The 24,337-nt window shown below is 46.9% G+C and carries 16 protein-coding genes; 9 read left to right on the plus strand and 7 right to left on the minus strand.

The window, feature by feature from the left end; translation table 11 throughout:
- Positions 1-3: 3 nt before the first annotated feature.
- The 5 genes from HMPREF0999_RS00945 to HMPREF0999_RS00965 form a co-directional block, all read right to left on the minus strand.
- Complete coding sequence (locus HMPREF0999_RS00945; protein ID WP_008779593.1) at positions 4-1,806, minus strand: DUF5107 domain-containing protein; 1,803 nt, start codon at positions 1,804-1,806, stop codon at positions 4-6.
- Positions 1,807-1,829: 23 nt separating this feature from the next.
- Positions 1,830-3,653: a DUF4091 domain-containing protein gene (locus tag HMPREF0999_RS00950; protein ID WP_009274931.1), complete on the minus strand. Its 1,824-nt coding sequence runs from the start codon at positions 3,651-3,653 to the stop codon at positions 1,830-1,832.
- A 123-nt stretch (positions 3,654-3,776) separates the two neighbouring features.
- The gene (locus HMPREF0999_RS00955; protein ID WP_009274932.1) at positions 3,777-5,423 is read right to left on the minus strand and encodes a RagB/SusD family nutrient uptake outer membrane protein; all 1,647 of its coding nucleotides are present in this window, start codon (positions 5,421-5,423) and stop codon (positions 3,777-3,779) included.
- A 27-nt stretch (positions 5,424-5,450) separates the two neighbouring features.
- Positions 5,451-8,858 (minus strand): TonB-dependent receptor, encoded by a 3,408-nt coding sequence (locus HMPREF0999_RS00960; RefSeq protein ID WP_009274933.1) that lies wholly within the window; start codon positions 8,856-8,858, stop codon positions 5,451-5,453.
- A 190-nt stretch (positions 8,859-9,048) separates the two neighbouring features.
- The gene (locus HMPREF0999_RS00965) at positions 9,049-10,062 is read right to left on the minus strand and encodes a FecR family protein (protein WP_009274934.1); all 1,014 of its coding nucleotides are present in this window, start codon (positions 10,060-10,062) and stop codon (positions 9,049-9,051) included.
- Positions 10,063-10,172: 110 nt separating this feature from the next.
- On the opposite strand from HMPREF0999_RS00965, the gene HMPREF0999_RS00970 reads away from it, so the two are divergent.
- Positions 10,173-10,715, plus strand: coding sequence for an RNA polymerase sigma-70 factor (locus HMPREF0999_RS00970; protein WP_009274935.1), 543 nt, complete (start codon positions 10,173-10,175; stop codon positions 10,713-10,715).
- A 55-nt stretch (positions 10,716-10,770) separates the two neighbouring features.
- Here HMPREF0999_RS00970 and HMPREF0999_RS00975 read toward each other — a convergent pair whose 3' ends face one another.
- The gene (locus HMPREF0999_RS00975) at positions 10,771-11,391 is read right to left on the minus strand and encodes an HU family DNA-binding protein (RefSeq protein WP_005858123.1); all 621 of its coding nucleotides are present in this window, start codon (positions 11,389-11,391) and stop codon (positions 10,771-10,773) included.
- Positions 11,392-11,714: 323 nt separating this feature from the next.
- Between HMPREF0999_RS00975 and HMPREF0999_RS00985 the strand changes: the two genes are divergently transcribed.
- The 6 genes from HMPREF0999_RS00985 to HMPREF0999_RS01010 all read left to right on the plus strand — a co-directional run bounded on the left by HMPREF0999_RS00985 (position 11,715) and on the right by HMPREF0999_RS01010 (position 21,251).
- Complete coding sequence (locus HMPREF0999_RS00985) at positions 11,715-12,686, plus strand: FecR family protein (RefSeq protein ID WP_005858119.1); 972 nt, start codon at positions 11,715-11,717, stop codon at positions 12,684-12,686.
- Positions 12,687-12,858: 172 nt separating this feature from the next.
- Positions 12,859-16,233: a TonB-dependent receptor gene (locus HMPREF0999_RS00990; RefSeq protein ID WP_029257234.1), complete on the plus strand. Its 3,375-nt coding sequence runs from the start codon at positions 12,859-12,861 to the stop codon at positions 16,231-16,233.
- An 18-nt stretch (positions 16,234-16,251) separates the two neighbouring features.
- The gene (locus HMPREF0999_RS00995) at positions 16,252-17,757 is read left to right on the plus strand and encodes a RagB/SusD family nutrient uptake outer membrane protein (protein ID WP_005858115.1); all 1,506 of its coding nucleotides are present in this window, start codon (positions 16,252-16,254) and stop codon (positions 17,755-17,757) included.
- A gap of 84 nt (positions 17,758-17,841) precedes the next feature.
- Positions 17,842-19,272: a sulfatase gene (locus HMPREF0999_RS01000; RefSeq protein ID WP_009274937.1), complete on the plus strand. Its 1,431-nt coding sequence runs from the start codon at positions 17,842-17,844 to the stop codon at positions 19,270-19,272.
- Positions 19,269-20,843, plus strand: a complete 1,575-nt coding sequence (locus HMPREF0999_RS01005) for a sulfatase (protein WP_009017144.1) — start codon at positions 19,269-19,271, stop codon at positions 20,841-20,843. Before HMPREF0999_RS01000 ends, HMPREF0999_RS01005 begins: the two co-directional genes overlap by 4 nt.
- Positions 20,844-21,059: 216 nt before the next feature.
- Positions 21,060-21,251, plus strand: a complete 192-nt coding sequence (locus HMPREF0999_RS01010) for a hypothetical protein (protein WP_009274938.1) — start codon at positions 21,060-21,062, stop codon at positions 21,249-21,251.
- On the opposite strand, the gene HMPREF0999_RS01015 is transcribed toward HMPREF0999_RS01010, so the two are convergent.
- Positions 21,240-22,331: a glycoside hydrolase family 76 protein gene (locus HMPREF0999_RS01015; protein ID WP_008779603.1), complete on the minus strand. Its 1,092-nt coding sequence runs from the start codon at positions 22,329-22,331 to the stop codon at positions 21,240-21,242. The two genes, HMPREF0999_RS01010 and HMPREF0999_RS01015, sit on opposite strands and share 12 nt — an antisense overlap.
- Positions 22,332-22,465: 134 nt before the next feature.
- On the opposite strand from HMPREF0999_RS01015, the gene HMPREF0999_RS01020 reads away from it, so the two are divergent.
- Together HMPREF0999_RS01020 and HMPREF0999_RS01025 are read left to right on the plus strand one after the other, a co-directional pair.
- Complete coding sequence (locus tag HMPREF0999_RS01020; RefSeq protein WP_005858107.1) at positions 22,466-23,401, plus strand: alkaline phosphatase; 936 nt, start codon at positions 22,466-22,468, stop codon at positions 23,399-23,401.
- Between the two features lie 11 nt (positions 23,402-23,412).
- On the plus strand, positions 23,413-24,333 hold the full coding sequence (locus tag HMPREF0999_RS01025) for an endonuclease/exonuclease/phosphatase family protein (protein ID WP_009274939.1): 921 nt from the start codon (positions 23,413-23,415) through the stop codon (positions 24,331-24,333).
- Positions 24,334-24,337: the final 4 nt, after the last annotated feature.

Consider the following 24,337-nt stretch of genomic DNA (forward strand, 5'->3'; position numbering starts at 1 on the left):
CCCTTATTCATATTCCCGATAGGCACCAAACCGGGCTAAACGATCCTCGCCGAGTTGTTCCGGTACAGGTTGCGGGGAGAGGCCCAAGCCTTCGTTGATCTGTTCCCAAAGTCCTGTACGGGTATAGGTTTGATGCACTTTCTGGAAATGAGTGGATTGCAATAAATCCTTGGCTTCTTGATATTGCTTCCTATCGATCAGTAGCTGTACCTTTCGCTCGGCCACCCATTCGTCAGAGGATGCGTTTATCTTATCCAGCCATTTTTGCCGTTCCGGTAAAGCCTCGGTTCCAAATTTCTTTAATACTTTATCCCGCTCGATAACCAACTGGGGATGTAGGTTCAGCCACGAGGTCTCGGGGATAGCGGCGTAGGCATCTCTCGCTTTTTCCCACGCCTGCCGACGGACATATAGCCTTGCCAATAAAGCTTTTGCCAGATCGATATCCGGGATGGATAGTTGTTCGATCGCCTCCTCTACACGTTCTCTTCCAGCCAACCAAGTCCCATAGTGGAATTGCCAATAATCCCGTTCCGGCTGGGGAGATATTTGGATCGCCCAACGAAAAGCATCGTCCAGATCTTCCATGCCGGATGGAGCCCACTGCCCGTCTTCCGGATAGGGGGCGGCGGGAAGCATGGACTTATTCTTATAGGCATCGGCTAAGGCGATCCAGATGGAAGATTCATTCTTCCGGGCCCAGTCGAATAGCGGGATGCGATCGATCGGGCGAAGCCTTAATGCCGGAACCTTTAAGGAATAGATATCCAAAGGATGATCTGTCGGTATCCAATATTCTACGTGATTCTTTTTCTCGCCGGGACGCAATTCGAGCTTGATAGATTGGTCGCTGATCGGGCCACCTTGGATTTCTACGTAAGGCTGCCGGTCGGGGGTACTGAGCATGGACCATTCCTTGTCGCCGGCTACGCCATAACTCCATAGCTTGATACCGGGCGTACTGGATTCGTCGGCGATATGATAGAGCCCGCTGCCCAAGGAGGGAGTGTAGGCCCCGAAAGCATTCACGTCTTTCGTTTTCCAGAAGTAGCCGGTCATCTCTTTGATATCCCGTTCATGATGGGTTCCTTCCGTTTTCCAGTCGATCGTGTCCAACGTGGAGGCATGGGATAATACGGTCCCGTTCGGGAAATCGTATTGGGTATCCGGTGCGCAAGGAAGGGCGGCGTTGGACCATGACATCCATGGATAGGCTTGCTTTCCCGGGTTGTAGTAAACAACCCTTTGGGTAAGGCATTCGTCCTTATCTCCTAAGGAATATTCTACAGACCATTGCATACCGTAATGAGATTCCCGTTCTCCGCATGTTACATATGTGCGGTCTCCCGTATGATCGATCTGATAAAGCACCGGCTCATTTTGCGTGGGAGAGTGGGAGATCGGGAAACTGACCTCGATCCCCCCGGCCACGAAATAGAAACGGGGTAATATCCGTGTGTATTTGATTACGTCCGGCCTGTACAAGACCTCCTTGCCGCTCTCCTTGTGAGTGAGGGATATTACTTTCCCGCAAAGATCGGGGCAGATGATAGCCTTGACTTTCTCGTTCTCTAGCGAGATCATCCGGTACCTTTTAGGTACCGGACGATTTGAGGTCTCGCTATAACTCATATAGGGGTATACGCCATTCGGGTCCAAGGCGGTCGGCAACGGGCCGGTGGGCGTCAATACGTGCGTCAGCTGTATCTGGTCGAACTCCTCGCAAACAACACCTGTTGTCTGCGAGAAAGCTGTCCCTACGGCTACGCTTGCCATGAGTGATAGGATTAAACGATATGCTTTCATGTCTTTCTTGCTGTGTAAGCCCATTATTTCGCCAATAGATCGGACAGTTGACGGATGATGAGGTTACCCTTACGTACATCCGCCGAGATCTTGTTCTCATCGAACTCTTTCTCTTTGGGGAAGATGGACAAATGTTGGTCCAGCTGCTTCAATAAGCCTTGGGCTTGAGCGTTACCCGATTGGGCGGTCAGTTCCCGTAAGATACGGACCTTCTCGAAATCCACGATACCTTCTCTCATTTTCTCGAAGCGGATGCAACTTTTGCCTCCCGGATATACCATGTAGCAATCGCCTGCTGCCCAAGAGCCATGACGTGCGTCGCGATCGGCATCTTCCGGCCAAGCGTCGTAAGCCCATCGCAAGAAGCCGTCATAACCATACGCCATTACATACCAACTGATCCAACGTCCCTCGATAGGAGGAGAGAACACGAAGTTGTTCGGGATCGGCGGGTTACAGCATACGTATACGGTGGACGTGCGTCCGGTGGCGGCCCGTGCCTTTTGCTCGGCGATGGTAGGTTCCTCTCCGTAAAGGAAAGAATAATCGTCCAGCAGTCCGTCCAATTCCTTATGCCAATTGCCGGCGTAAGTGATCTTCCAGCATTTATCATGGTTACGTACGACATTGATAGCCGCTAAGGTCTCTTCCATCGGATTCTCGTTGATTCCGATATAGGTGATGTCCAACCAGCTTTTAGCTTCCAGGTGGAACTTGAAATCCGTGAGGAAGATATTCCACATCTTCTTGAATTCCTCTGAGCTTGGCGCCCAGTTGATATAAGAATAATCGCCCGTAGCCTCGTCCTTATAGCGGTGACGGAATCCCCAAGGAATCGGGGTATAGAGGGTGATTGCCTCGTCGATGCCACATTCCATTGCTAATTCTACGTACTCGTCGAAGATCTTGTAGTCGAAGGCCCATGTGCCGTCTGCTTTCTTGATCCACTCGATCATGCCCCCCTCGATCATATAGGAGTTATCGGACCAAGGAGAATGTACTCCATAAGTCGTGATGTAGGTACCACCTGCGTCGGCATAATGCTTCAAATGCTGCTTGAGAAGCATCTTATGTTCTGGTGACCACGGTTCCACGTGATTGTACCATGCCACGGCCCATGGGTTCTGCCATAGGTCCAGACGGTATTTCCAGTCTTTCGGATAGGGGAGCAACTGGTTTTGCACCACGATCTCCAGATTCAATAGTTGAGGAGCCTTGCCTTTCGCCCGCACCTCCACCTGTCCTTTATACGTGCCGGGAACGGTTCCTCTCGGCACATCCACCATCATCCATACCGGACGGGTGGTTTGGGAAGGGAGATCGAAGCGGTCCAGCGTCTCGAAACGGTCTGGCATCAAGAAGCCGGATTTGTAGGGAGATTCCCCGCAGATGGCTTTTTTCTCGGCATACGGATAATTGGACAATACGTAACGCACCAACTCGAAGGTAATCCGGTCTTTCGGGATGATGTTTCCCTCGGCGCTCCTCAAGTCCTGCGTAGAGACACGTACTTGTTCCAACGCTTCTGACGACCATACCAATATCTGGGCATTCGCTCTTTCCCCCCTCCAAACGGTCGTAGAGTAGGAAGATGATAAATCGTTGTTATGGTTTACGGGTACTTCCTTCCGGAAATAAAGCCGGTCGGTCGATCCGAATGCGGAATGGATACCCGCCTGATTGTTCCAAGCGGGTTCATTTACGCAAAAATCAAATGTTAACTCCGGGTCATAGTGATGACTCCGTACAGGGACAAATGTGGAATCCATCTGCCCCGGATACACTTGGCCTAGACTGATATGAGAATAAATAAAAAAACTAGCTACCGCTAAAAAGTATTTCTTCATGCTATAAAAATTTAAGATAATTCATATTTAAATGGGATTCCCCTCCCAGATAGGTAGGCCCTCCCTTCTCGTATAGGTTGGGCCTACCCTCATATATATAGTCGCTTATTCTTGGAAAAACCCTTACCAGCCCGGGTTCTGTTCCAAGGTTCCTTTCGACAATTGTACCTGTTGCAAAGGTATCGGTGACAGCCAATGCTTCGGTGTCTGGAACTTACGGGCGGATGCGGGTTGGGCGATGATAAAGCCTTCGCTATCTACCTGTATATCCTGTCCGATCACCAACTCCGGGAATTTCTGTTGATACTCCGTACCCGCGAATTTCACGCCACGGATCGCAAGGGGAAGAACTGTTTCCGCCGTGCCCCAACGACGTAGGTCGTCCCTACGGTATCCTTCGAATGCCAGTTCCACGGTTCTCTCACGCCGGATCTCTTCCAGCATATTCAGTCCGTTTGTAGCTACAAACGCATTGGTCAAGCGAGGCATATTCGCCCGGTTTCGCAGGTCATTAATGGTCAGGTCTAATTGCTCGTCCGTGATCTGTCCGTTCTTCTCGTATAAAGCCTCGGCGAGGATCAGCAGTACTTCGGCGTAACGAAACTCCTTGAAGTCGTATTCGCCGATGAATTGAGCGGCATCCAATGTCTCATCCAAGAACTTACGGATCATATAGCCTGTGCGTGTAGCGCTATTCCCTACAAATCCCGGATAGGTAGGTGTCCAAAGACCTCCCTCGAAAAAGATCTCGCTACCGGGAACGATAAACGTCTGCTCCATACGGGAGTCCCGGTTCTCGAATTCACTCGTCTGGTATTGGAATCCCTTAAATAAAGGGGATTTATCGATGGGCAGACCATCGTTACATAAATACATATCCGCAAGGTTTTTTGTAGGAACCATGGCACCGAACCAAAGTTCCCGTGTCCAGTTATGGGTCACTCTCAATTTATAATAACGCCTTGCCAATAAGACCTCCTTGCTATCATCCCCCTCTAAGATATGTAGATATTTATAGCTTTCCTTCCCTTTATCCCGGAACAAGGCGTATTCCTTGGAATCCACTAAGGCTTGGGCGGCATCGATAGCCGATTGGATATACATATCGGCATTGGAGCCTTGATGGTATTTCTCCCAAGTTCCCTCGTACAAGGATACGCGAGCTTTTAACGCTAAGGCGGCCCCTTGCGTGGTACGGCCCAATTCCTCGGTAGTCAACTGGCTTTGCTTGGGAAGCAAAGGAATCGCCTTATCGAGATCATCGATGATAAAATCAATGATCTCCTGCTGGGAGGAGCGAGGCGTGTAAAGCTGTTCCGAGGAGGTATTCAAGGGAATCTCTATCTTGGGAACCCCTCCGTAGAATTTGACCAGTTTCCAGTAGTTGTAGGCCCGGAAGAAATAAGCCTCCGCCTTCCAGCGTCCGATCTCGTCATCGGTCAATCCAGACTCCTCCGCTTTCTTGAGCAGATAGGAAGTGGATTGGATGAATTTCCAAGGCTCATCCCAATCATCCGAATTGACCGGTGCTAAATAAGAACCATCGCTTACGTCGTCCGCCCCCGAACCGAAAGCGATATCCGAGTTCTTATCTATATATTGGGAGGCCTCCATCAGGCTGAAGTAGAAATCATTGGCGGCCAACTCGAAATCGGAAGGCTTTTGCCAAAATACGGCGTCGGACACTTGATCCATAGGTGTCATATCCAAGTCGCAACTAGATAGCCCGAGTGTGGCCGATAGCGCTATAATTATATTAAATCGTCTCATACTGCTAATTTGTTTTTTCGTGGAACCTTAGAAAGTTAAGTCAATACCGAAAGAATAATAACGTTGGAACGGATAATTGAATCCGGCTTTGTCCGACTCGGGGTCCCATCCTCCTTTTACGTTATGTATCTCGAATAGATCCTGTCCGCTTACGTAAAAGCGTGTCCGTTCGATGCCTAGTTTCTGTAATGCGCCTTTGGGGAGCGTGTAGCCTATCTGGATATTCTTTAGGCGAATGTAGGCGGCGTTGATCTTTTGCAGGGTGGATGCCTGATAATTCCAATGCCGGATCTCTCCATGCGTCAAGCGGGGATAATAGGCGTCCGGGCGATCCTCGTTCCATGTCTGGCCGTAGTAGAACTGGGGCGGGTATCTCCACCAGTCGCTCCAAGGCATGGCGAAGTCTCCTTCACGGAACAAGGTGCGCTTGGCAACTCCTTGGAAGAATACGCTGATATCGAAGTTGTTCCATTTAGCGCCCAGATTCAATCCGAAGGAATAGCGGGGAGTGGTGGAGCCAACGTATTCGGCGTCGCCGTCATCCCCATCTTTGTCACCGTAGGTGGAGATCTTACCGTCGCCGTTCAAATCCTTGAACTTCGCATCTCCGATGCCGATATTGGAAGGTACGCCCTCTAGTTTCTTATAAGCGTCGAGATCCGCTTGGTCCTTGATCACGCCATCGTATACGTAAGCGAAATAGGAATTCATGGGATAACCTTCCCGGGTCTCGTTCAATCCTAGTTTATAGGTATCGGCACCTCCGTATTCAACTAATTTGTTCACGGCGTCGGTCAACTGGAATTGGGCAGAGTATTCAACGTTGCCGATCTTGTCAGTCCAGTTCAATGTCAACTCGAAGCCGTTCGTGCGTAATTTACCCGAGTTCGAGTAGGGTGCCTCCGCGCCTAACATGCTGGGATAAGTTACCGGAATTAACATATTATTATTCATTTTTACGAAATAATCAAACGAGAAGCCGAGGCGGGAATCAAGGAAAGCGGCATCGACACCCACGTTGACATTCTCCAGAATTTCCCATGTCCGGTCTACCCCGGCCAATACGTCTAAGCCCATGGCTTGGCTTTGGGAACCGTTTCCGAACGGATAGATTAATTTAGTTCCCCAGCCATCGTCCCTAAACTTTAGCAACTGGATATAGTCATACAGGCGGATACCTTCTTGGTTTCCGGTCTGTCCGTATGATGCTCTTAACTTCAGCTCATTGAATACCTTGGAGTTTTTCAAGAAGTTTTCTTGCGAGATACGCCAGCTGGCGGAGACTCCGGGAAACATTCTCCACCTGTTGCCGGGGGCGAAACGGGAACTACCGTCATAACGGAAGTTTGTCTCCAGAATGTACTTGTTCTTAAAGCTGTAGCCTAGGCGGGCGAAGGTAGAGCCGGTAGCCCAATGCTCGGCTTTGGCGTCGTTCTTCATATTTCCCGTGCCTCCGAGGTTAAGCTCCCACAGCTCATCCGAGATGAAGTTATCACGGCGTGCCATGAACATGCGGACTTCCTCCGTCTCGTAGGCCATACCTAACATGGCGTCCAGATGGTGGTCCGGGCCGAAGTTCTTATCGTAATTCAAGTAGGCCGTGTAATTTTGGTAAACGGTCTCTTCTGTCGTGCGATCCACGGCAGACTGCTCCGGACTTCCCGCTCCGGTGTAGTAGGTGATATTATTGTCCCATGTATAAAGAGGGATCGCTTTCGCTATGTCCTCATTGTTCTTGTTCTTATAATTAACACCGGCTTGGGCGGTTAAGGTCAGTCCGTCGATAATGTTGGCGATTAACCTGAAATTACCATTCATCTCCCGGGTCTTGAACGTGGCGGTCTCGCTCTCTTTGGCCAACGCTACGGCATTGCTCCAGCCTCCTTGGGTGAAGAAGTTACCATCGGCATTATAGACCGGGTGGTTAGGCATATCCAGAATCGCCTCACCGATTACCCACGCTCCGTTGCTGCCTACATCGGTACGTTTATTATTGTCCAAGGCTACTTTGGTTTCCAGCTTTAACCAATCCGTGATCCTATAATCGTAGTTCATACGTAGATTATACTTGGTGTTATTGTCGTCGGCATATTTTACGACTCCGAATTGCTTGCTATAACCGGCGGATAAATAATAATTGGATTTCTCGCCGCCACCGGAGATAGTGAGATTGTGCTTATGCTGAACGCCGTTGTTCAACAGCTCGTCCATCCAGTCCGTGTTCGTAAAGAACAATTTCCATCCTCCATACAACGGGTGATCGATCGGATTCGGGTCGTTGGACAAGATCCTATCCAGAAGCTCTTGCGTATACATAGGGGCGGAGCCGTTATGGATATTGGCCTCGTTGTCCATGATCGCCATCTCATAATTGGTTGGCGCTTTCATCATACCGGTCATCTTGGAGATCGACAAGTTTCCATTGTAAGTGATCTTAGGTGCGCCGGTCGCTCCCTTCTTGGTCGTAATCAAGACAACGCCGCCTGCGGCCCGTGCTCCGTAAATAGAGGCGGAGGCATCTTTTAAGACGGAGATGGCATCGATATCCTGCGGATTGATCATATTGATATCACCGGGAATACCATCTACTAAAACCAGCGGGGCACTGTCTCCGTTAGCGGATGAGACTCCACGTATGTTCATCTTAAAGTCCTCGTTACCCGGCTGGCCGGAGCTTCGTTGGATAACCATCCCCGGTATTTCTCCCTGCAAGGCGGATAGCACGTTGGTCACGGGCTTAGATTCGATAACCTCGGAGGTGACTTTCGAGATCGCTCCGGAAAGATTGCTTCGTTTCTGTGTTCCGTAACCAATCACGACTACCTCGTCAAGCTTTTGGGCGTCTTCCTTTAGCTGGATATTAAGGGTCTTGTTGTTGCCTACGGCCACTTCTTCCGATAAATAGCCGATGTAAGATATGAGCAGGATCGATTTACCGTTCGCCTCGATGCTATACTCACCGTTCAGGTCGGTAACTGTCCCTTTGGACGTACCTTTTACCACGACGTTCGCCCCGATGATCGGTTCGCCCTGTTCATCTGTAATGATACCGGTCACTTTCCGGTCTTGTGTCACTGGAACGGAGGCGTTGCCCGCATTTCCGAGACTGACGGCTATCGTGTTATTCTCTCGCTTAAAATAAAGATTGGCTTGCCGGGTGATCTCGTTCAATACGCTGTTGATGGGAGCGTTCTTGAACTTTAGGTTAACTTGTACGTTCCGGTTCGCTATGGCTTCTCCATAGAAAAACTTTAATCCTGTCTGCTTCGACAAATCATCGAAGACTTTTTGTATGGGTTGGTTTTTTACTTGAATCGTTATTCTTTCTTTTTGATTTTCTTGGGCTTGCAGAGGCTTAGGGGAGCTTAACGCTAAAAAAACTAAAATAATAGAACAACACATCCAATTATACCTAGTAATAGTTGGAAAGTTCATAATTTTGTATGTTTAAAGGTTGTTTTTATACACTTTTAAAAACAGTCCGATTTATGTAATCTCCAAGGGGGTCCAATCCAAGGGTGTACATATCGGGAAAGATAAAGGGAGATCGAAGGTCAGAGGTCGGTTTCCCTTTTTTATGTGGCTATGCTTAGGTCGTATCTTTCATGGCAAATCGATTTTAAGGTTAATAACTCGTTTTGTATAACACGATCCGGTTTCCTTCCGTCCGGTATCGGATGCCGGTTGAATATTGAATCGCGTTCAGTACGACTTCCAGACTTTTATTGTCGTGCTCGCCATAGATGTAATCGTCGAATACGCTATTCGGATCGAGTACGATCGCTTGATTATACATCCGTTCCAGATCATGTATAACGCTACTAATAGGTGTCCGGTTGAAATAAAGGCCGCCTTGCAGCCAAGCCGTTACTTTTTGGGCGTCCTCGTTCTTTTTAAGAATCTCTCCATTTGTGTTATTCACGATTATCTGCTCGTTCGGTAATAGGCGCATTACGCTTTCGGGCATATCCACCTCAACTTTTCCGGTCCGAACGCTGACGGCCATCAACTCATCCTCTTGATAGGCTTTTACGTTGAAAGAGGTTCCGAGTACTTTTACGTCGGCTTGCCGGGTACGGACGATGAAGGGCTTGCCCTCGTCTCTCATGACATTGAAAAAAGCTTCTCCTTCCATTTCTACCAAACGGATGTCAGAGGTAAATTCCGTTGGGTATCGCATGACGGTACCGGCGTTTAGATGAACGACCGTGCCATCGGGAAGGGTGACTTGCTTATGTTCGCCATGATTGACGCTTATTTCCGTTAGGAGATGGTCGCTGGCAGATGTATGCTGCTTCGCTGAATGATTTAGGTATAGTTTCGCTCCGAATCCGATGGAAACGATAATCGCTATGCTCGCCGCATACTTGATGAAAGTGGATAGGGAGATTCTTCTTTCTCTTTTACGTGTCTTATCCAACAGGTCTTGCGCCTCCTTCTTATAAAGCAGATGATTATGGGAATCGGATTGAGGTAAGTCTTGCGCCTCGTTCCAGACCCGGTCCATTTCGCTTTCTAATTCTGCTCGCTCGGTTATGGATGAGGCTAACTTCCGCAAGGTCTCTATATCGTTCCGTGTATAGAGTCCATTTACATATCGGATTAATAAATCGCTTATATATTTGTTTTGTTCTTCCATTATTTCTCGTGCTATATTAATAGTACAAAGAAGTCCGGGAGAACTGGGATATCATTAACTTTTATTAGTATATGATTTTATTATCTTCGCGAAACGATATGTGATGCTAAATGGAAGAGAGACAAATTATAAAGTCGTTGAAAGAAGGAGATAGGGAGGCTTTTTCGATGTTGTATAAACAATATTGGGAAAAGGTTTATCATTTCTGCGGGCTTTATTTGAATAATCGGGATGTGGCCGAGGATGTGGTACAAGAGGTGTTTATCAAGGTCTGGGAGTCGAGGGAATTCATCCGGGAGGATGATAACTTCAAGGGGCTTCTGTTTGTCATCACCCGTAACTTGATCTTTAATCAGCACCGGAAGAACGTGAACGAGGACTTTTATAAAATGACGGTCTTGTCCGCTATGGAGACCTCCTACGACTTAGAGGAAGAGATCACCGCCTATAACTTGGGGGAGTATATCGATCATTTGATAGAGGAATTGCCGGAAAGACGCCGGGTTATCTTTAATCTAAGCCGGAAGGAGCATAAAAGCTATAAAGAGATAGCCTTCCAACTCAATATTTCCGAGAAGACCGTTGAGAACCAAATCAGCGAAGCCTTGAAGTTCTTGAAGAAAAATATCATGTTACTTATCTGGTTTATCTAGCGCTTTCCTAGGTCACGTATTTGTAGAGTCCGGAAGTGCCACTGCGTCTTAAGTTTTAGTTTTGCCCGTCTTCTTTTTCAGGCAGCACATAAATCCGGTGTGTTCGATATCCTACGCTGGCTATTACGTTATCCTTGATAAATTGCTTGATATCCTCGCTCGCACGGTAGCGGGTACAATTGTTCAAGCCGGCGTAATCGGTGAGATTTATATATGAGTTTCTTTCTAGATAAGATAACATCTTAGCCTTCCTTCCCTCGATTCCCGTTTTGGGCAGATTTTCCCGTTTAACCAAGATGGGGGCGTTCTTTTTTACCATCTCCTTCAGTCGGGGAGAGCAGCGGAAGTTAACGCCGTGTATGCTAGCGCTTGATTTAGTATTTCCTTTCTGGTCCGTTACTTCTTTGCTTTTTACCGATGGCGAGAAATGTCCCAATCCTTCCAGTTCCACGCTGTACCCATAGGATAATTCCCTGCCGATATAGGAAGTAAGCGCCTCCAATACACCTTTTATGTCGGCGGAGGTGACGGATGAGCATTCGGAAATATACTCACATATATCGTTCATGCGTTTGGTATCTCTGGTGATGACTCGTGCGCAGGATGTTGGCCCGCATTGTTCATTGCCCGGTGTATTATAAATACTGACTTGGATGCCACTTCTTGGTTTTCCCATGATTTTCTCGTTATTTAAATGGATAATGTATAGGATGCCTCGGAGATTTAACGTTTATCTCTTTGGCGTTTCTATTTGATGAAATCGGTTGCCGACGCCCTCGGCAATGCTGCTGACGCTGTCGGAAATATTGCTGACGGCGTCGGAAATACTGCCGACACCGTCGGCAACCAATTTCATTGAATACAAAGGACGGAAATATAAGGATGGAAAGCAAGGAAGATCCGTTATATTTCTTGTATACCTAAGTGAAATTTTTTTATCACCCAATAGGGGGAAGGAAAACATGGCGTGTATTTATAAATAGAACAAGAATAATAAACATGAGCGAAGATACGAGAACGATATTGAAGAAGTTGATGCGGGATGCTCTGGATGAGAAAGATCGGCAACGTTTGCTGTGTGACCCAAAAGTGGAAGAGCGTATGCGTTCCCAATGGGACGAGGCTGCGGATCGCGTGAATCCCGTGGTGGGGAATCGCATGTGGGAACGAATCATAGCCCGGACAATGGCGACAAACGGTGTCCGTAAACTCTGGGTCTATAAGATTACGGCGATAGCCGCCTCCATATTGCTACTTTTAGGTGTAGGAAGCGTAGTTTATTGGTCTCATACGAAAGAAGATCAATATATATATGTAATGGCCTCCGGTGTCCGTTGCATAGAGTCGGTTTCCTTATCGGACGGTACGACCGTGAGAATGGGGCCTAATAGCCAATTGATCTACCCAAAGAGTTTCGATGGCAAGACCCGTGATGTGGAATTAAAAGGGCAAGCCTTCTTCGACGTGGCGAAAGATCGGGAAAGACCATTTACCGTGCATACCAAGAACATGGATGTAACGGCCTTGGGCACGGCCTTCGAGGTTTTCAATTATGACTCCGAGAGCAAATTGGAGACGATCCTGTTAAACGGTAAGGTGAAGATTGGCTTGGGAGGTCCCAATGTGAAGAACAGGCGTGAGGTGATATTGAATCCGAACGAGATGTTGGTTTTCGACAAACAAGCGAATACCGTTAGAGTTAAGACGGTTAATGCCGAAGAGTATTCGGGTTGGCGTAACGGTGTCCTCAGTTTTGAGAACGAACGCTTGAGCATGATCCTTACCCGTCTGGAGCCTTGGTTCGGGCGGAAGATAAAGTGCCCGAAGGAGATAGCGGAGAAATATCGGTTTACGTTTAAGGTACGGGATGAATCCTTGGAGCGAATCCTGTTTATGCTGAGCAATACATCGCCCATTAAATACAGAGAGAAAGACAATGAATATGAACTATATATAAAGGGAGATAAATGAGTGTCTAACGTTAAATTCTAAAAGATATGCTTGTTAACAGTTCTTAAGTCTAATAAAAAAACAGGAGGACAAACTAGGTTTCTCCTCCTGATCAAATGTTCTTGACGGCAGGCGTTAGGAGTTGAGAGGCCGACACACCTGCTAATTTATTCATCAGAAACATTACAAAGTTATGAAAAAAATCAGAAAAGTAAACCGAGTCATGAAGATAAGTACGTTGTTATCCTTGGCTTTCGCATGTACTGTATCCGCTTCTACCTATGGACAGAATTATAAGCTTTCCATGAATAAACAGGATTGCAGTATATCGGAAGTGCTAAAAGAAATAGAGAAAAATAGTGAGTACACGTTCTTCTTGAATGATAATCAAGTAAATGTAAATAGGAAAACGAGTGTAAAAGCAAATAATGCCTCGTTAGAGGAGGTCTTAGAGCAAGCCTTGAAAAATACGGGATACCAATATGAGATTGTAGACCGGCAGATTATAATTAAGTCAAAGAGTGTTTCAAGTGTCTCACATCCGAATGCCTTATTCCAGTCTTCGCCACGAAAGATTACCGGACAAGTAAAAGATGCGTTGGGAGAACCCATTATCGGGGCGAATGTTGTCGTTAAAGGCACTACGAACGGAACGATTACGGATATCGATGGAAACTTCAGTCTGGAAGTACCGGACAATGCGATCTTGGTAGTTTCTTATATCGGTTATACGGATCGTACGGTCGAGGTCGGTAATTCTTCGAAAGTAATGGTTAGCCTGTCCGAGGATACCCAGAAGTTGGATGAGGTTGTGGTCGTAGGTTACGGAACGCAGAAGAAAGTGAATTTAACGGGAGCGATCTCCTCTTTGGATGCGGAGACGTTGGAGAATCGTCCGATCACCAACTCGACCCAAGCGTTGCAAGGTACGCAAGGTGTTTACGTAAATCAAGCGGGTGCTCAGCCGGGAGCGGACGGGGCGACGATTCGTATTCGTGGTCAGGGAACCTTGAACGATAATAACCCGTTGATTTTGGTGGATGGTATCGAGTTCCCGTTGGAAGCGGTAAATCCGAATGATATTGAGAGTATTTCCGTATTGAAAGATGCGGCTTCTTCCGCTATCTACGGTTCTCGTGCGGCGAATGGCGTTGTCTTGGTAAAGACAAAGGGGGGAAAGAAAGGTAAGTTTACCGTCGATTATAATAACTATTTCGGCGTGCAGCAGGCTACCTATCTGCCTAACTTCGTATATGATCCGGTCGTGTTTATGGAAATGAGAAACCAAGCGCAACGGAACGAAGGTAAACTAACGGTGGATTATTCTGATGCGTTAATCGAGGAGTACAAACAAGGCATGTTAACAGACCCGATTATGTATCCGCAGAATAATTGGTTGGATATCATGTATAATAATGCCTTTATTATGGAGCATAACATGCGTTTCTCCGGAGGTGATGATAAATATACGTATTCCGTATCTTTAGGCTATGGTGATCAAAATGGAGTATTGCGTGGAACGGATTCTAATAAATATACTTTAGCTGTGAATACGACTGCTCAAGTGAATAGCCGCTTGAAGATCGGCGCTAATATCAATGCGCATTACCAGATCTATAATGAGCCGGTAGCGGGTGTGGCAAACTTAGTGGAGATGACTTATAAAGCGCAGGCTTTCCACCCGACTTATACGGCCGATGGTCGCTATGCGGATACTTTTATCCGTACTCCTGGGCATAATATCTATCGCCATCCGTTGGCGTTGGCCGATGAGGGCGAGAACAAGCATAAGTCCTTGCGTATGTTGGCGAATTTGTCTGCGGAATATAAGCTTCCGTTTGATATCGTTTATAACTTGAATGTCGGTTTAAACAAATATGATTATCTGCAATCTCGTTTTGCGCCTGATGTATACGAATATCAGTTGAAGACCAATGAGGAGAAACGAGTGGTTTATGACGGTCAGAATACACGCCATGCTTATAAAGGTGATAAGAATAACTTGGCAGTTACGGTATTCAATACCTTATCTTGGGGCAAGAAGTTCAATGATGCCCATGACGTAAAAGTCTTGGCTGGCTATAGTTTTGAGAGTGATGATAAGACTGAATTTTCCGCTAAGGTAGAAGGTTTCTTAGGGAACGAGTTGCACGAATTAAATGCGGGTTCTAGTAATCCGAGTGTAGCGGGCACTTCCTCGAGATCAGTCTTGATGTCTTATTTTGGTAGGGTGAATTATGGTTATAAAGACCGTTATTTATTTGAGGGTAACTTTCGTTATGATGGTTCGTCCCGTTTTGCCAAAGGAAATCGTTGGGGTATTTTCCCTTCATTCTCTGCCGGATGGCGTTTGAGCGAGGAAGAATTTATGAAAGATATTCCTTGGATCTACAATCTGAAATTGAGAGCTTCTTGGGGACAATTGGGTAACGAGCGTATCGATTTGTTCCGCTACGTGGACCTAATGAACTTGAAGGTGATAAAAAATGATGGTTCAATCACGGATTATAACTACCCGTTGAATGGAGCGATGCAATCCGGAGCGGCTATTACCGCCTATAACGATCCGAACATTACATGGGAGACAACGACCATGACGAATGTCGGTATTGACGCTAGCTTATTAAACGGAAACTTGGATTTCTCTTTCGAGTTCTTTGATAAACGTACTTCCGACATCTTGCGTAAGGTTACTTTGCCGGATCAAGTAGGTGGTCTGGATGGGCCGATCCGTAATATCGGCGAGGTGAGCAATAAAGGTTTCGAGTTGAATATGGGGTATCGGAACAATATCGGGAACTTCCGTTACGAGGTAAATGGAAATATGACCTTTATCAAAAATAAGATCGTTAGCTTGAAGGGGCAAACAATCATTGATGGAATGTTTATCTTGGAAGAAGGAAAGCCTATCGATTCTTATTATATGCTTCATGCTATCGGTATTTTCCAATCTGAGGAGGAAATCAAGAATAGTCCGTATCAAACCGCGGCTACTAAACCGGGATATCTGAAGTTTGAGGATACGAATGGAGATGGGAAAATTACCGAAGATGACCGCCAGATACGTGGTGGTGTGATTCCTAAGATAACTTATGGATTCAATATCAACTTAGGATATAAGGATTGGGATCTGAGCGCTTTCTTCCAAGGTGTAACTGATGTCTATACATATGGAGACCGCATTGGTGCTACTCCTTTATGGTTTGGTTGTGGTTTGCCGGAACAATGGTTGACGGATGCTTGGACTCCCGAGCGGGGAACCAGCGCTACATTGCCTATCTTGACTACATATGAAGGATGCTTGAACGAGAATTTCCGTACAAATGATTTCTGGTTGAGAAACGCCTCTTATTTACGTTTGAAGAACTTGCAACTTTCTTATAACGTACCGGTCTCTTTCTTGAAAAGCGGTGTTGTTAAGAGATTGAAGGTCTTTGTCAATGCGCAAAACTTATTCACGTTCTCTCCGATGAAGGATTTTGATCCGGAGAAGAACTTGAAGGGAAGCAACTGGTATGCCTATCCGTCTGTACGGACTTATACGGCAGGTGTTAATGTCACATTTTAAATAATAAGGAATAATAATATGAGACGTAAAATATATAAGATGATATGTGTCGCTGTCGCTTGTATGAGTTTAACCGCTTGTGATAGCTGGTTGGATGTAGATCCTTCCGATCAATATTCCACGGAAACATTCTGGAAGACAAAAGAGCATGCGAGCGCCGGTATAATGGGATGTTACAACGCATTGAAACCTTGGCGTTCATTGCATACGATGGAATTCGATATGTTGACAGCGAATGCGATGCCTTATAACGAGGCGAATGGTACGCAAGCAATTGGAAAAGGTGAACATTTGTCTACTACGGCTTTAATCGGAAGCTTATGGAAGAACTGTTACGTTGGCATTGGCCGTACGAATACTTTCATCGCTAATGTCGGAGGTGTCGATATGGATGAGTCGGAGAAGGCGAAGATGGTGGGTGAAGCCAAGTTCTTACGAGCTTTCTATTATTTAAGTCTGGTCGATAAATTCGGAGGTGTACCGCTGATTATAGATGCTCCCAATGCGGATGAGCAAGCCGAATTACCTCGCAATTCCAAGGAAGAGGTAGTGAATCAGATTGTCAAGGATTTGGAGGAGGCCGCTGCCGTGCTACCGGACACCTATGCTAGCTCAGACTTGGGACGTGCGACAAAAGGTGCCGCATTAGCGTTAAAAGCCCGTACTTTATTATATAATTCTCGTTGGGCGGAGGCGGCCCAAGCTGCTAAGCAGGTAATGGAGTCTGGCGTTTATCAATTATTCAATGATTATCGTCATTTCTTTAGCGAAGATAATAAATATAATTGTGAGGTAATCTTTGATATAGAAGCGAAATTGCCAGAGTATCCAACGGATTATGATCAGAATATCTGGCGCTTGAATCGTCCGGCTCCCTTGAAGGAACTGGTTGATACATATCTCTGTGTTGACGGGAAGACGATAGAAGAGTCACCACTTTATGATCCGACTCGTCCGTATGAGAACAGAGATCCCCGTTTATTGAAATCGATCGTTTGCATCGGTTATCCGTATTTAGGAAAGACGATCACAAAAGAAGATGTGGCGACTACGGGTTTCGGTGTGAAGAAATACACTTCTTATGAGGATGATGTAACGATTCCTTTAGTAGAACGTTCGGCTTTCAATTTCATTTTGATTCGTTATGCGGAAGTTCTGTTGACGTATGCCGAGGCGCAGAATGAGGCGAGTGGTCCTGATCAGTCAGTTTATGATGCCATCAACCAATTGCGTAGGCGTCCGGATATCAATATGCCGGAAGTACCAAAAGGTTTGACGAAAGATCAGATGCGTGAGGTAATCCGCCGTGAACGCCGTATCGAGTTGACCTTTGAAGGACTCTACTATTCGGATATCTTGCGCTGGAAAACCGCCGAGAAAGAAAATAATGGTATGATGCATAATTATGAGGGAATAGAAGTCGTGAAACGTTCTTTTAATCCGAAACGAGATTATTTATGGCCGATCCCTTATAACCAAACAGTCTTGAACCCTAATTTGGAGCAAAATCCGAACTGGGATTAATTCTTGGGTAAATTAAAAACTGTTATCTTTGAAGTGCCAAACACAGGATGGCACTTCAAAGCCAATATTTCAATAAATAATATCATGAAGAATAAACTAATGTTACTGACGGCCGCCTCAGCTTTTTCAATGGCAGGCATAGCCGCTGATTACACGAATATCGTCCTAATCAATTTGGATGATGTGGGTTACGGAGATTTTTCTTTTAATGGAGCTTACGGATATACCACTCCGAATATCGATAAGATGGCGGCGGAAGGCGTTCGTTTTACGCACTTTTTGGTAGGACAACCGATCAGTGGAGCCTCTCGTGCCGGCTTGTTGACCGGCTGCTATCCGAATCGTATCGGTTTTTCCGGCGCTCCGGGGCCAGATTCGAACTACGGTGTCCATCCAGAGGAGATGACGATCGCAGAGGTATTGAAACAGAAAGGATATAGTACCGCTATCTTCGGTAAATGGCATTTAGGTAGCCAAAAGGAGTTCCTCCCCTTGCAAAATGGCTTCGATGAGTATTATGGGTTGCCGTATTCTAACGATATGTGGCCATTCCACCCGCAACAAGGTGAGGTCTTTAATTTCCCAGATTTGCCGACTTATGACGGAAATGAGATTATCGGTTATAATACGGACCAAACACGGTTGACTACGGATTATACCACCCGTTCTGTTAATTTCATCAAGAAGAATAAGAATAAGCCTTTCTTCTTGTATCTGGCCCATAATATGCCCCATGTACCGTTGGCCGTTTCCGATAAATTCAAGGGAAAGAGCGAGCAGGGTTTATATGGCGACGTGATGATGGAGATCGACTGGAGTGTAGGTGAGATATTCAAGGCATTGCGTGAGCTGGGCTTGGAAGATAATACGTTGGTGATCTTGACTTCCGATAATGGCCCTTGGACCAATTACGGGAATCATGCCGGTTCAGCTGGTGGGTTACGTGAGGCAAAGGCTACGACCTTTGATGGTGGTAACCGGGTTCCTTGTATCATGTACTGGAAAGGTAAGACGTTACCGGGCACGACTTGTAATAAGTTAGCTTCTAATATCGACCTTCTTCCTACGTTCGCCGAGATCACGCAGGCTCCGCTTCCTCCTCGCAAGATTGACGGAGTAAGTATCTTGCCGTTGATCGAGGGTAAAAAAGACGCCAACCCACGTGAGTCTTTCGTCTATTACTATCGAAAGAATGACTTGGAGGCTGTTACGGATGGAATGTTCAAATTGGTATTCCCCCATAAATACGTTACTTATGGGGCTTATGAGCCGGGAAACGACGGCCAGCCGGGTAAGTTGACGAATCTGGAGATCATGAAGCCGGAGATGTACGACCTGCGCCGTGATCCGGGAGAGCGTTATAACGTGATTACCCAATATCCGGAGGAAGCCGCTAAATTGATGAAGATCGCGGACCAGAAACGCCATGAGTTAGGGGATGACTTGACTCGTATGAAGGGTACGGAACGTAGGGAACCGGGTTTAGTACAAGGGAAAAAACGTCATGACTTATGAAACAATCGATCATTAGTATCGGAATGACTGCCTGTTGTCTTTCGGGAAACGGGCAGTCTCTCTTTGCCGCCAATAAACCGGCGCAAGAGGAACGTCCCAATATCTTGTTTATCCTATCGGATGATCATACTTCCCAATCGTGGGGTATTTACGGGGGCGTGTTGGGGGAATATGCCCGCAACGAGAATATCCGTCGCTTGGCTGCGGAGGGTTGCGTATTGGATAATTGTTTTTGTACGAACTCGATCTCTTCTCCGAGTCGCGCGGCGATCTTGACCGGAGCCTATAGTCACGTGAACGGTGTCTACACGTTAAGTGATTCTTTTGATCCGGAGCAGGATAATATCGCCAAGCAAATGCGGGCGGGAGGCTATCAGACCGCTTTGGTCGGTAAATGGCATCTGAAAACGCAACCGCAAGGTTTCGACTTCTATTCCGTGTTCCATGACCAAGGCGAGTACCGAGACCCTACTTTTATAAATTGTACGGAACCTTGGCCGGGTGAGCGTAATTTCGGGGAGCGGGTACGAGGTTTCTCCACGGATATCGTGACAGATAAGGCGATCCGTTGGATGAAAGAGGCCGATAAGGACCGGCCTTTCATGATGTGTTGTCATTTCAAGGCTACACACGAACCTTGGGATTTTCCAGAACGGATGAGGCATTTGTATGACGGCGTTGTTTTCCCGGAACCGGAGAACTTATTTGATTGGGGGCCGGAGACGAATGGACGTACTTTCTCCGGACAGCCTTTGGAGGAGTTGGCCCGTCGTTGGGACGTGGCGTCGCAAGACCCTGATAAATGGTGGTGCCGGTATCCGGAGTTGCCTTTTACGACGAAGGGGATGCATCGATCTGCCGCCCGTAGCGCCGCTTACCAGAAATTGGTGCGCGACTATCTGCGTTGCGGGGCTACGATCGACGATAATATCGGGAAGTTATTGAAAGCGCTGGACGATATGGGAATCGCCGATAATACGATCGTGGTGTACGTATCCGACCAAGGTTATTTCTTAGGAGAGCATGGTTTCTTCGATAAGCGTATGATGTATGAGGAGTCTCTACGTATGCCTTTCGTGATCCGTTACCCGAAAGAGATCCCGGCGGGGACCCGCAATAAGGATATGATCTTGAACGTGGATTTTGCCTCTTTGCTGGCGGATTACGCAGGCGTGAAGACCCCGAATGAATCGCAGGGCCATAGTTTTCGCGATAATCTGAAAGGAAATACCCCAAAGGATTGGCGTAAGGAGATGTATTATCGTTATTGGACCCAACATTCGAACCGTCCGGCCCATATGGGTATCCGTAATGAGCGGTATAAACTGATGTTTTTCTATGGCGACCGTCTGAATATGACTGGTTCGGAGGATAAGACCACGACACCAGCATGGGAGTTTTACGACCTTCAATCCGATCCTCGTGAGAATCACAACGCTTATAACGATCCCCAATACGCCAAGATCATCCGGCAAATGAAGGAGGAGATGCTGAAGCTGCGGAAAGATGTTAAGGATGAGGACACGAATACCCCTAAAATGAAGGAGATTATGGATACCTATTATTGGTAAAAAGAAAACGGAGGGAGACGTAGCGTGCTGCGTCGCCTATCCTTTGTAATAGAAGTCCACGCTAGCAACCGAGAGGGAGTGCGGTATGTTATAAAGCATGTATTTCTAGAAAGAAGAAGGAATTTGTTCTTTTGTGAAAAAGAAGTCTTATGTTTGTGCACGATATGAAAAACAGGGTTTATATGGCCCCGTTATCAGTAAAAAACCAGCCTTGACATGAATACAAACAGAGATAAGGCTGTCTCTTTTGGGCGGGACGGCGGAGATGTCCGCCGTCCCGTTTTTTTGTCAATGAGCCAGAGCCGTATGTTACATCCGTTCCAGCTCCGGGGGAGCCAGAGCGGAATATCGCCCGTTGGCTATGTGAATAACGACAAGCTGCGTCTTTCCGGATACCTATTTCGTTAAATCATAAGCCTCTATCACGCATTCCAAAGCGCAAGCGTTTGCTGCCGAGTTTTCCTTGTGGAAAGGGCCGTACCAATAACAACCGAAGCTTTTGGATGTGGGATCATAATCTTTTGTGATGATGGATTCCGCATTTTTCAAGATGAAATCTTTATAAGCCGGATTCTTTGTCACTTCATACAGGAAGGCTAAATGACGGATGAAGATACCCTTAAATTGGACACCGTCGTTGCTATCATCGATCTCGGGCTTCATTTCACGGAGAATACCCTCGTCAGTTATCAATTGTGTGGTGATGGTAGCGTCGGCGATCTTTTCCGCTAGTTCCAAATAAGATTTATCGTTGGTTTGGAGATACATCTCGGCTAAGACAGCGATGGCTACGCCTTGGTTATAGGTGTAGTGGGCATTTCGGTTGGGGGTACAATCGTCTTTGGTACCGTCTTCGATTTGGTAGATGTTCGTATTGATCATGCCGGTTCGCATATACCAATCTACGTTCTTCTTGAACCAGTCGAGGTATGCCGGATTCTGGGTCGCTTTATATAAACGGATCGCCGTAAGGGAGAATAAGTTGTTGGCAATCGAGTTCTTGTAATGCAGTGGATTCTTCTTCCAGAAAATGCCGCCTCCGCAAGCGTCGCTCCAGCCGGTTGTCATATCATCGAATATGATCTCGGCCATATCTAGGTACTTTTTCTCTCCGGTCAGTTTGGAGGCCTCGATCCATGCCAATGCCCACCAACCCTCGTCATCGTAATAATCGTTGATGAAGTTGTCGCAATAACGGGGAGTACCGGTTGAGTCTACGCCTACTTGGTAATGACGGGCTTTCTCGAATACATCCTCTATGACAGAAGGGATGGCCGGATCTTTGGTTACGGCACCGTAGCGAATGGTGGCGGTTAATACGTTCGCCGAGTTCCACCAGCCTGCTGTTTCCCAGATACCGGTCGTGTCGTTTCTCCAGCTTAGGGAGGTTTGTACGCATTCTCGCATCTTTCCTTCAAAAGGGGAAAGTTTGCTACAGGATAGCATGAAAAATACAAGCAATACGCTTGTCAGGAAATGTTTGTACATACGTATTTATTAAAATAAGATTAGATTAAGCTACAAAGATAAATGATCTTTTTGAACTTTATTTAAACTTTGTACCTTTGTCTGACGGAATCTAAGATACTTCAATATTAATCATAAAAGAAAAACACGGTAAGATGAAAAAGCAAATCTTATTTATTTGTTGTGCGGTAATCGCATACTGCCTGAGCGCCTGTAATACGGCACCTCAGCAAGTGCCTTTGAAAGAGAAGAATCTGCCAAAGCATGTAATCTTGATTGGTTTCGACGGCTTGAGCGCCCATTGCTTGAATAATGGGGCGGATATGCCTACTTTCCGTAAGATGATGGCGGAAGGTGCTTCCACGTTAGAGAATCGTTCGATCCTGCCTTCGTCGAGTGCTTGTAATTGGGCTTCCATGTTTATGGGAGCAGGACCGGAGTTGCACGGATATACGGAGTGGGGATCTCGTACGCCGGAGCTTCCTTCCCGTGTCGTGAATAGCGACAACCGTTTCCCGAATATCTTCGGCATGTACCGGGATAAGGCTCCCGAGGCTGAGATTGGCTATATCTATGAGTGGGAAGGCATGAATTATCTGGTGGATACCTTGGCCATGAGCTTCCGTAAGCATGCCCCGATGTCGGCTGAGAACCCGAACGGATGTACCCCGGTAGCCGTTCAGTATATCAAGGAGAAGAAGCCGAACCTTTGCGCGATTATATACGATCAGCCGGATGGTACCGGACATGGCAAGGGATGGAGTTCCCCGGAGTATTTCGCCATGGTGAATCATTTGGACAGTTGCTTGACGCAAGTGATGGACGCCGTTCGTGAGGCGGGTATCATGGATGATACGGTGGTTATACTGACGGCCGACCACGGCGGTATCGAGACCGGTCACGGTGGCAAGACGATGAACGAGATGCAAACCCCGATCGTTTTCTATGGAAAGAACGTAAAGAAAGGCTTCAAGATCCCGGAGAGCACGATGGTATATGATATCGCCGGTACGATGGCTTACCTATTGGACGTACCGCAGCCGCAGGTGTGGATCGCCCGTCCGATATTATCAGCTTTCGAGGATAATTAAAAACATAGATCATGAAGAAAGTTATTTATTCTTTTATTTTTCTTTTTTGCGCCGTATTAACCTTACAGGCGGAGACAATGGTGGTTGCCACCTATAATTTGCGTAACGCCAACGGCGGCGATTCCACGAACGGTAACGGTTGGGGACAACGCTATCCCTACATCGCCCAGATCGTACAATTTCACGGGTTCGATATCTTTGGTACCCAAGAGGGCAAATATTCGCAATTGCAGGACTTGAGGCAAGCCATGCCCGGATATGATTATATCGGTGTGGGACGTGACGATGGTAAGCGGGCGGGAGAGCATTCGGCTATCTTTTACCGCACGGACAAGTTCGAGGTTTTGGAGCATGGCGATTTCTGGCTATCCGAGATCACCGACCGTCCGAATAAGGGCTGGGATGCCGTCCTTCCCCGTATCTGTACGTGGGGTGAGTTCCGGGATAAGCAAACCGGTTTCACTTTCTTGTTCTTCAACCTTCACATGGACCATGTAGGCGTACAGGCACGTGCCGAGAGCGCCAAGCTGATCTTGGAGAAGATCAAGGAGTTCCCCAAGAAACTTCCCGCTATCCTTACCGGCGATTTCAACGTGGACCAAACAAGTGAGTCCTATCAGTTGTTAGATGGTTCCGGTATCATGCGTGACTCTTATGAGATCGCTGATTTCCGCTATGCCCCGAATGGTACCTTCAACGGTTTCCATCCGGACCGCAAGACCGATAGCCGTATCGACCACCTTTTTCTTACGAAAGAATTTGAGGTGAAGAAGTATGGAATCTTAACGGATACTTATCGCTCCGAGGCGAAAGAAAGCGCCCGGAAGGAGCAAAACGGTAATTTCCCGAAAGAGGTGTCATTGAGTAAATATGAGGCCCGTACCCCTTCCGACCACTTTCCCGTAATGATCGTTGTGGAAGTAAAAGACTGAGGTT

Source organism: Parabacteroides sp. D25 (genome assembly GCF_000307475.1).
Taxonomy (GTDB): Bacteria; Bacteroidota; Bacteroidia; order Bacteroidales; family Tannerellaceae; genus Parabacteroides; species Parabacteroides distasonis.

Coding starts and splice junctions, on each gene's coding strand:
- HMPREF0999_RS01020 (WP_005858107.1), top strand. CDS start 22,466: ATGAAAAAGCAAATCTTATTTATTTGTTGTGCGGTAATCGCATACTGC.
- HMPREF0999_RS00985 (WP_005858119.1), top strand. CDS start 11,715: ATGAGCGAAGATACGAGAACGATATTGAAGAAGTTGATGCGGGATGCT.
- HMPREF0999_RS00995 (WP_005858115.1), top strand. CDS start 16,252: ATGAGACGTAAAATATATAAGATGATATGTGTCGCTGTCGCTTGTATG.
- HMPREF0999_RS01000 (WP_009274937.1), top strand. CDS start 17,842: ATGAAGAATAAACTAATGTTACTGACGGCCGCCTCAGCTTTTTCAATG.
- HMPREF0999_RS00960 (WP_009274933.1), bottom strand. CDS start 8,858: ATGAACTTTCCAACTATTACTAGGTATAATTGGATGTGTTGTTCTATT.
- HMPREF0999_RS01010 (WP_009274938.1), top strand. CDS start 21,060: ATGAATACAAACAGAGATAAGGCTGTCTCTTTTGGGCGGGACGGCGGA.
- HMPREF0999_RS00945 (WP_008779593.1), bottom strand. CDS start 1,806: ATGAAAGCATATCGTTTAATCCTATCACTCATGGCAAGCGTAGCCGTA.
- HMPREF0999_RS00990 (WP_029257234.1), top strand. CDS start 12,859: ATGAAAAAAATCAGAAAAGTAAACCGAGTCATGAAGATAAGTACGTTG.
- HMPREF0999_RS01015 (WP_008779603.1), bottom strand. CDS start 22,331: ATGTACAAACATTTCCTGACAAGCGTATTGCTTGTATTTTTCATGCTA.
- HMPREF0999_RS01025 (WP_009274939.1), top strand. CDS start 23,413: ATGAAGAAAGTTATTTATTCTTTTATTTTTCTTTTTTGCGCCGTATTA.
- HMPREF0999_RS00955 (WP_009274932.1), bottom strand. CDS start 5,423: ATGAGACGATTTAATATAATTATAGCGCTATCGGCCACACTCGGGCTA.
- HMPREF0999_RS00975 (WP_005858123.1), bottom strand. CDS start 11,391: ATGGGAAAACCAAGAAGTGGCATCCAAGTCAGTATTTATAATACACCG.
- HMPREF0999_RS00950 (WP_009274931.1), bottom strand. CDS start 3,653: ATGAAGAAATACTTTTTAGCGGTAGCTAGTTTTTTTATTTATTCTCAT.
- HMPREF0999_RS00970 (WP_009274935.1), top strand. CDS start 10,173: ATGGAAGAGAGACAAATTATAAAGTCGTTGAAAGAAGGAGATAGGGAG.
- HMPREF0999_RS01005 (WP_009017144.1), top strand. CDS start 19,269: ATGAAACAATCGATCATTAGTATCGGAATGACTGCCTGTTGTCTTTCG.
- HMPREF0999_RS00965 (WP_009274934.1), bottom strand. CDS start 10,062: ATGGAAGAACAAAACAAATATATAAGCGATTTATTAATCCGATATGTA.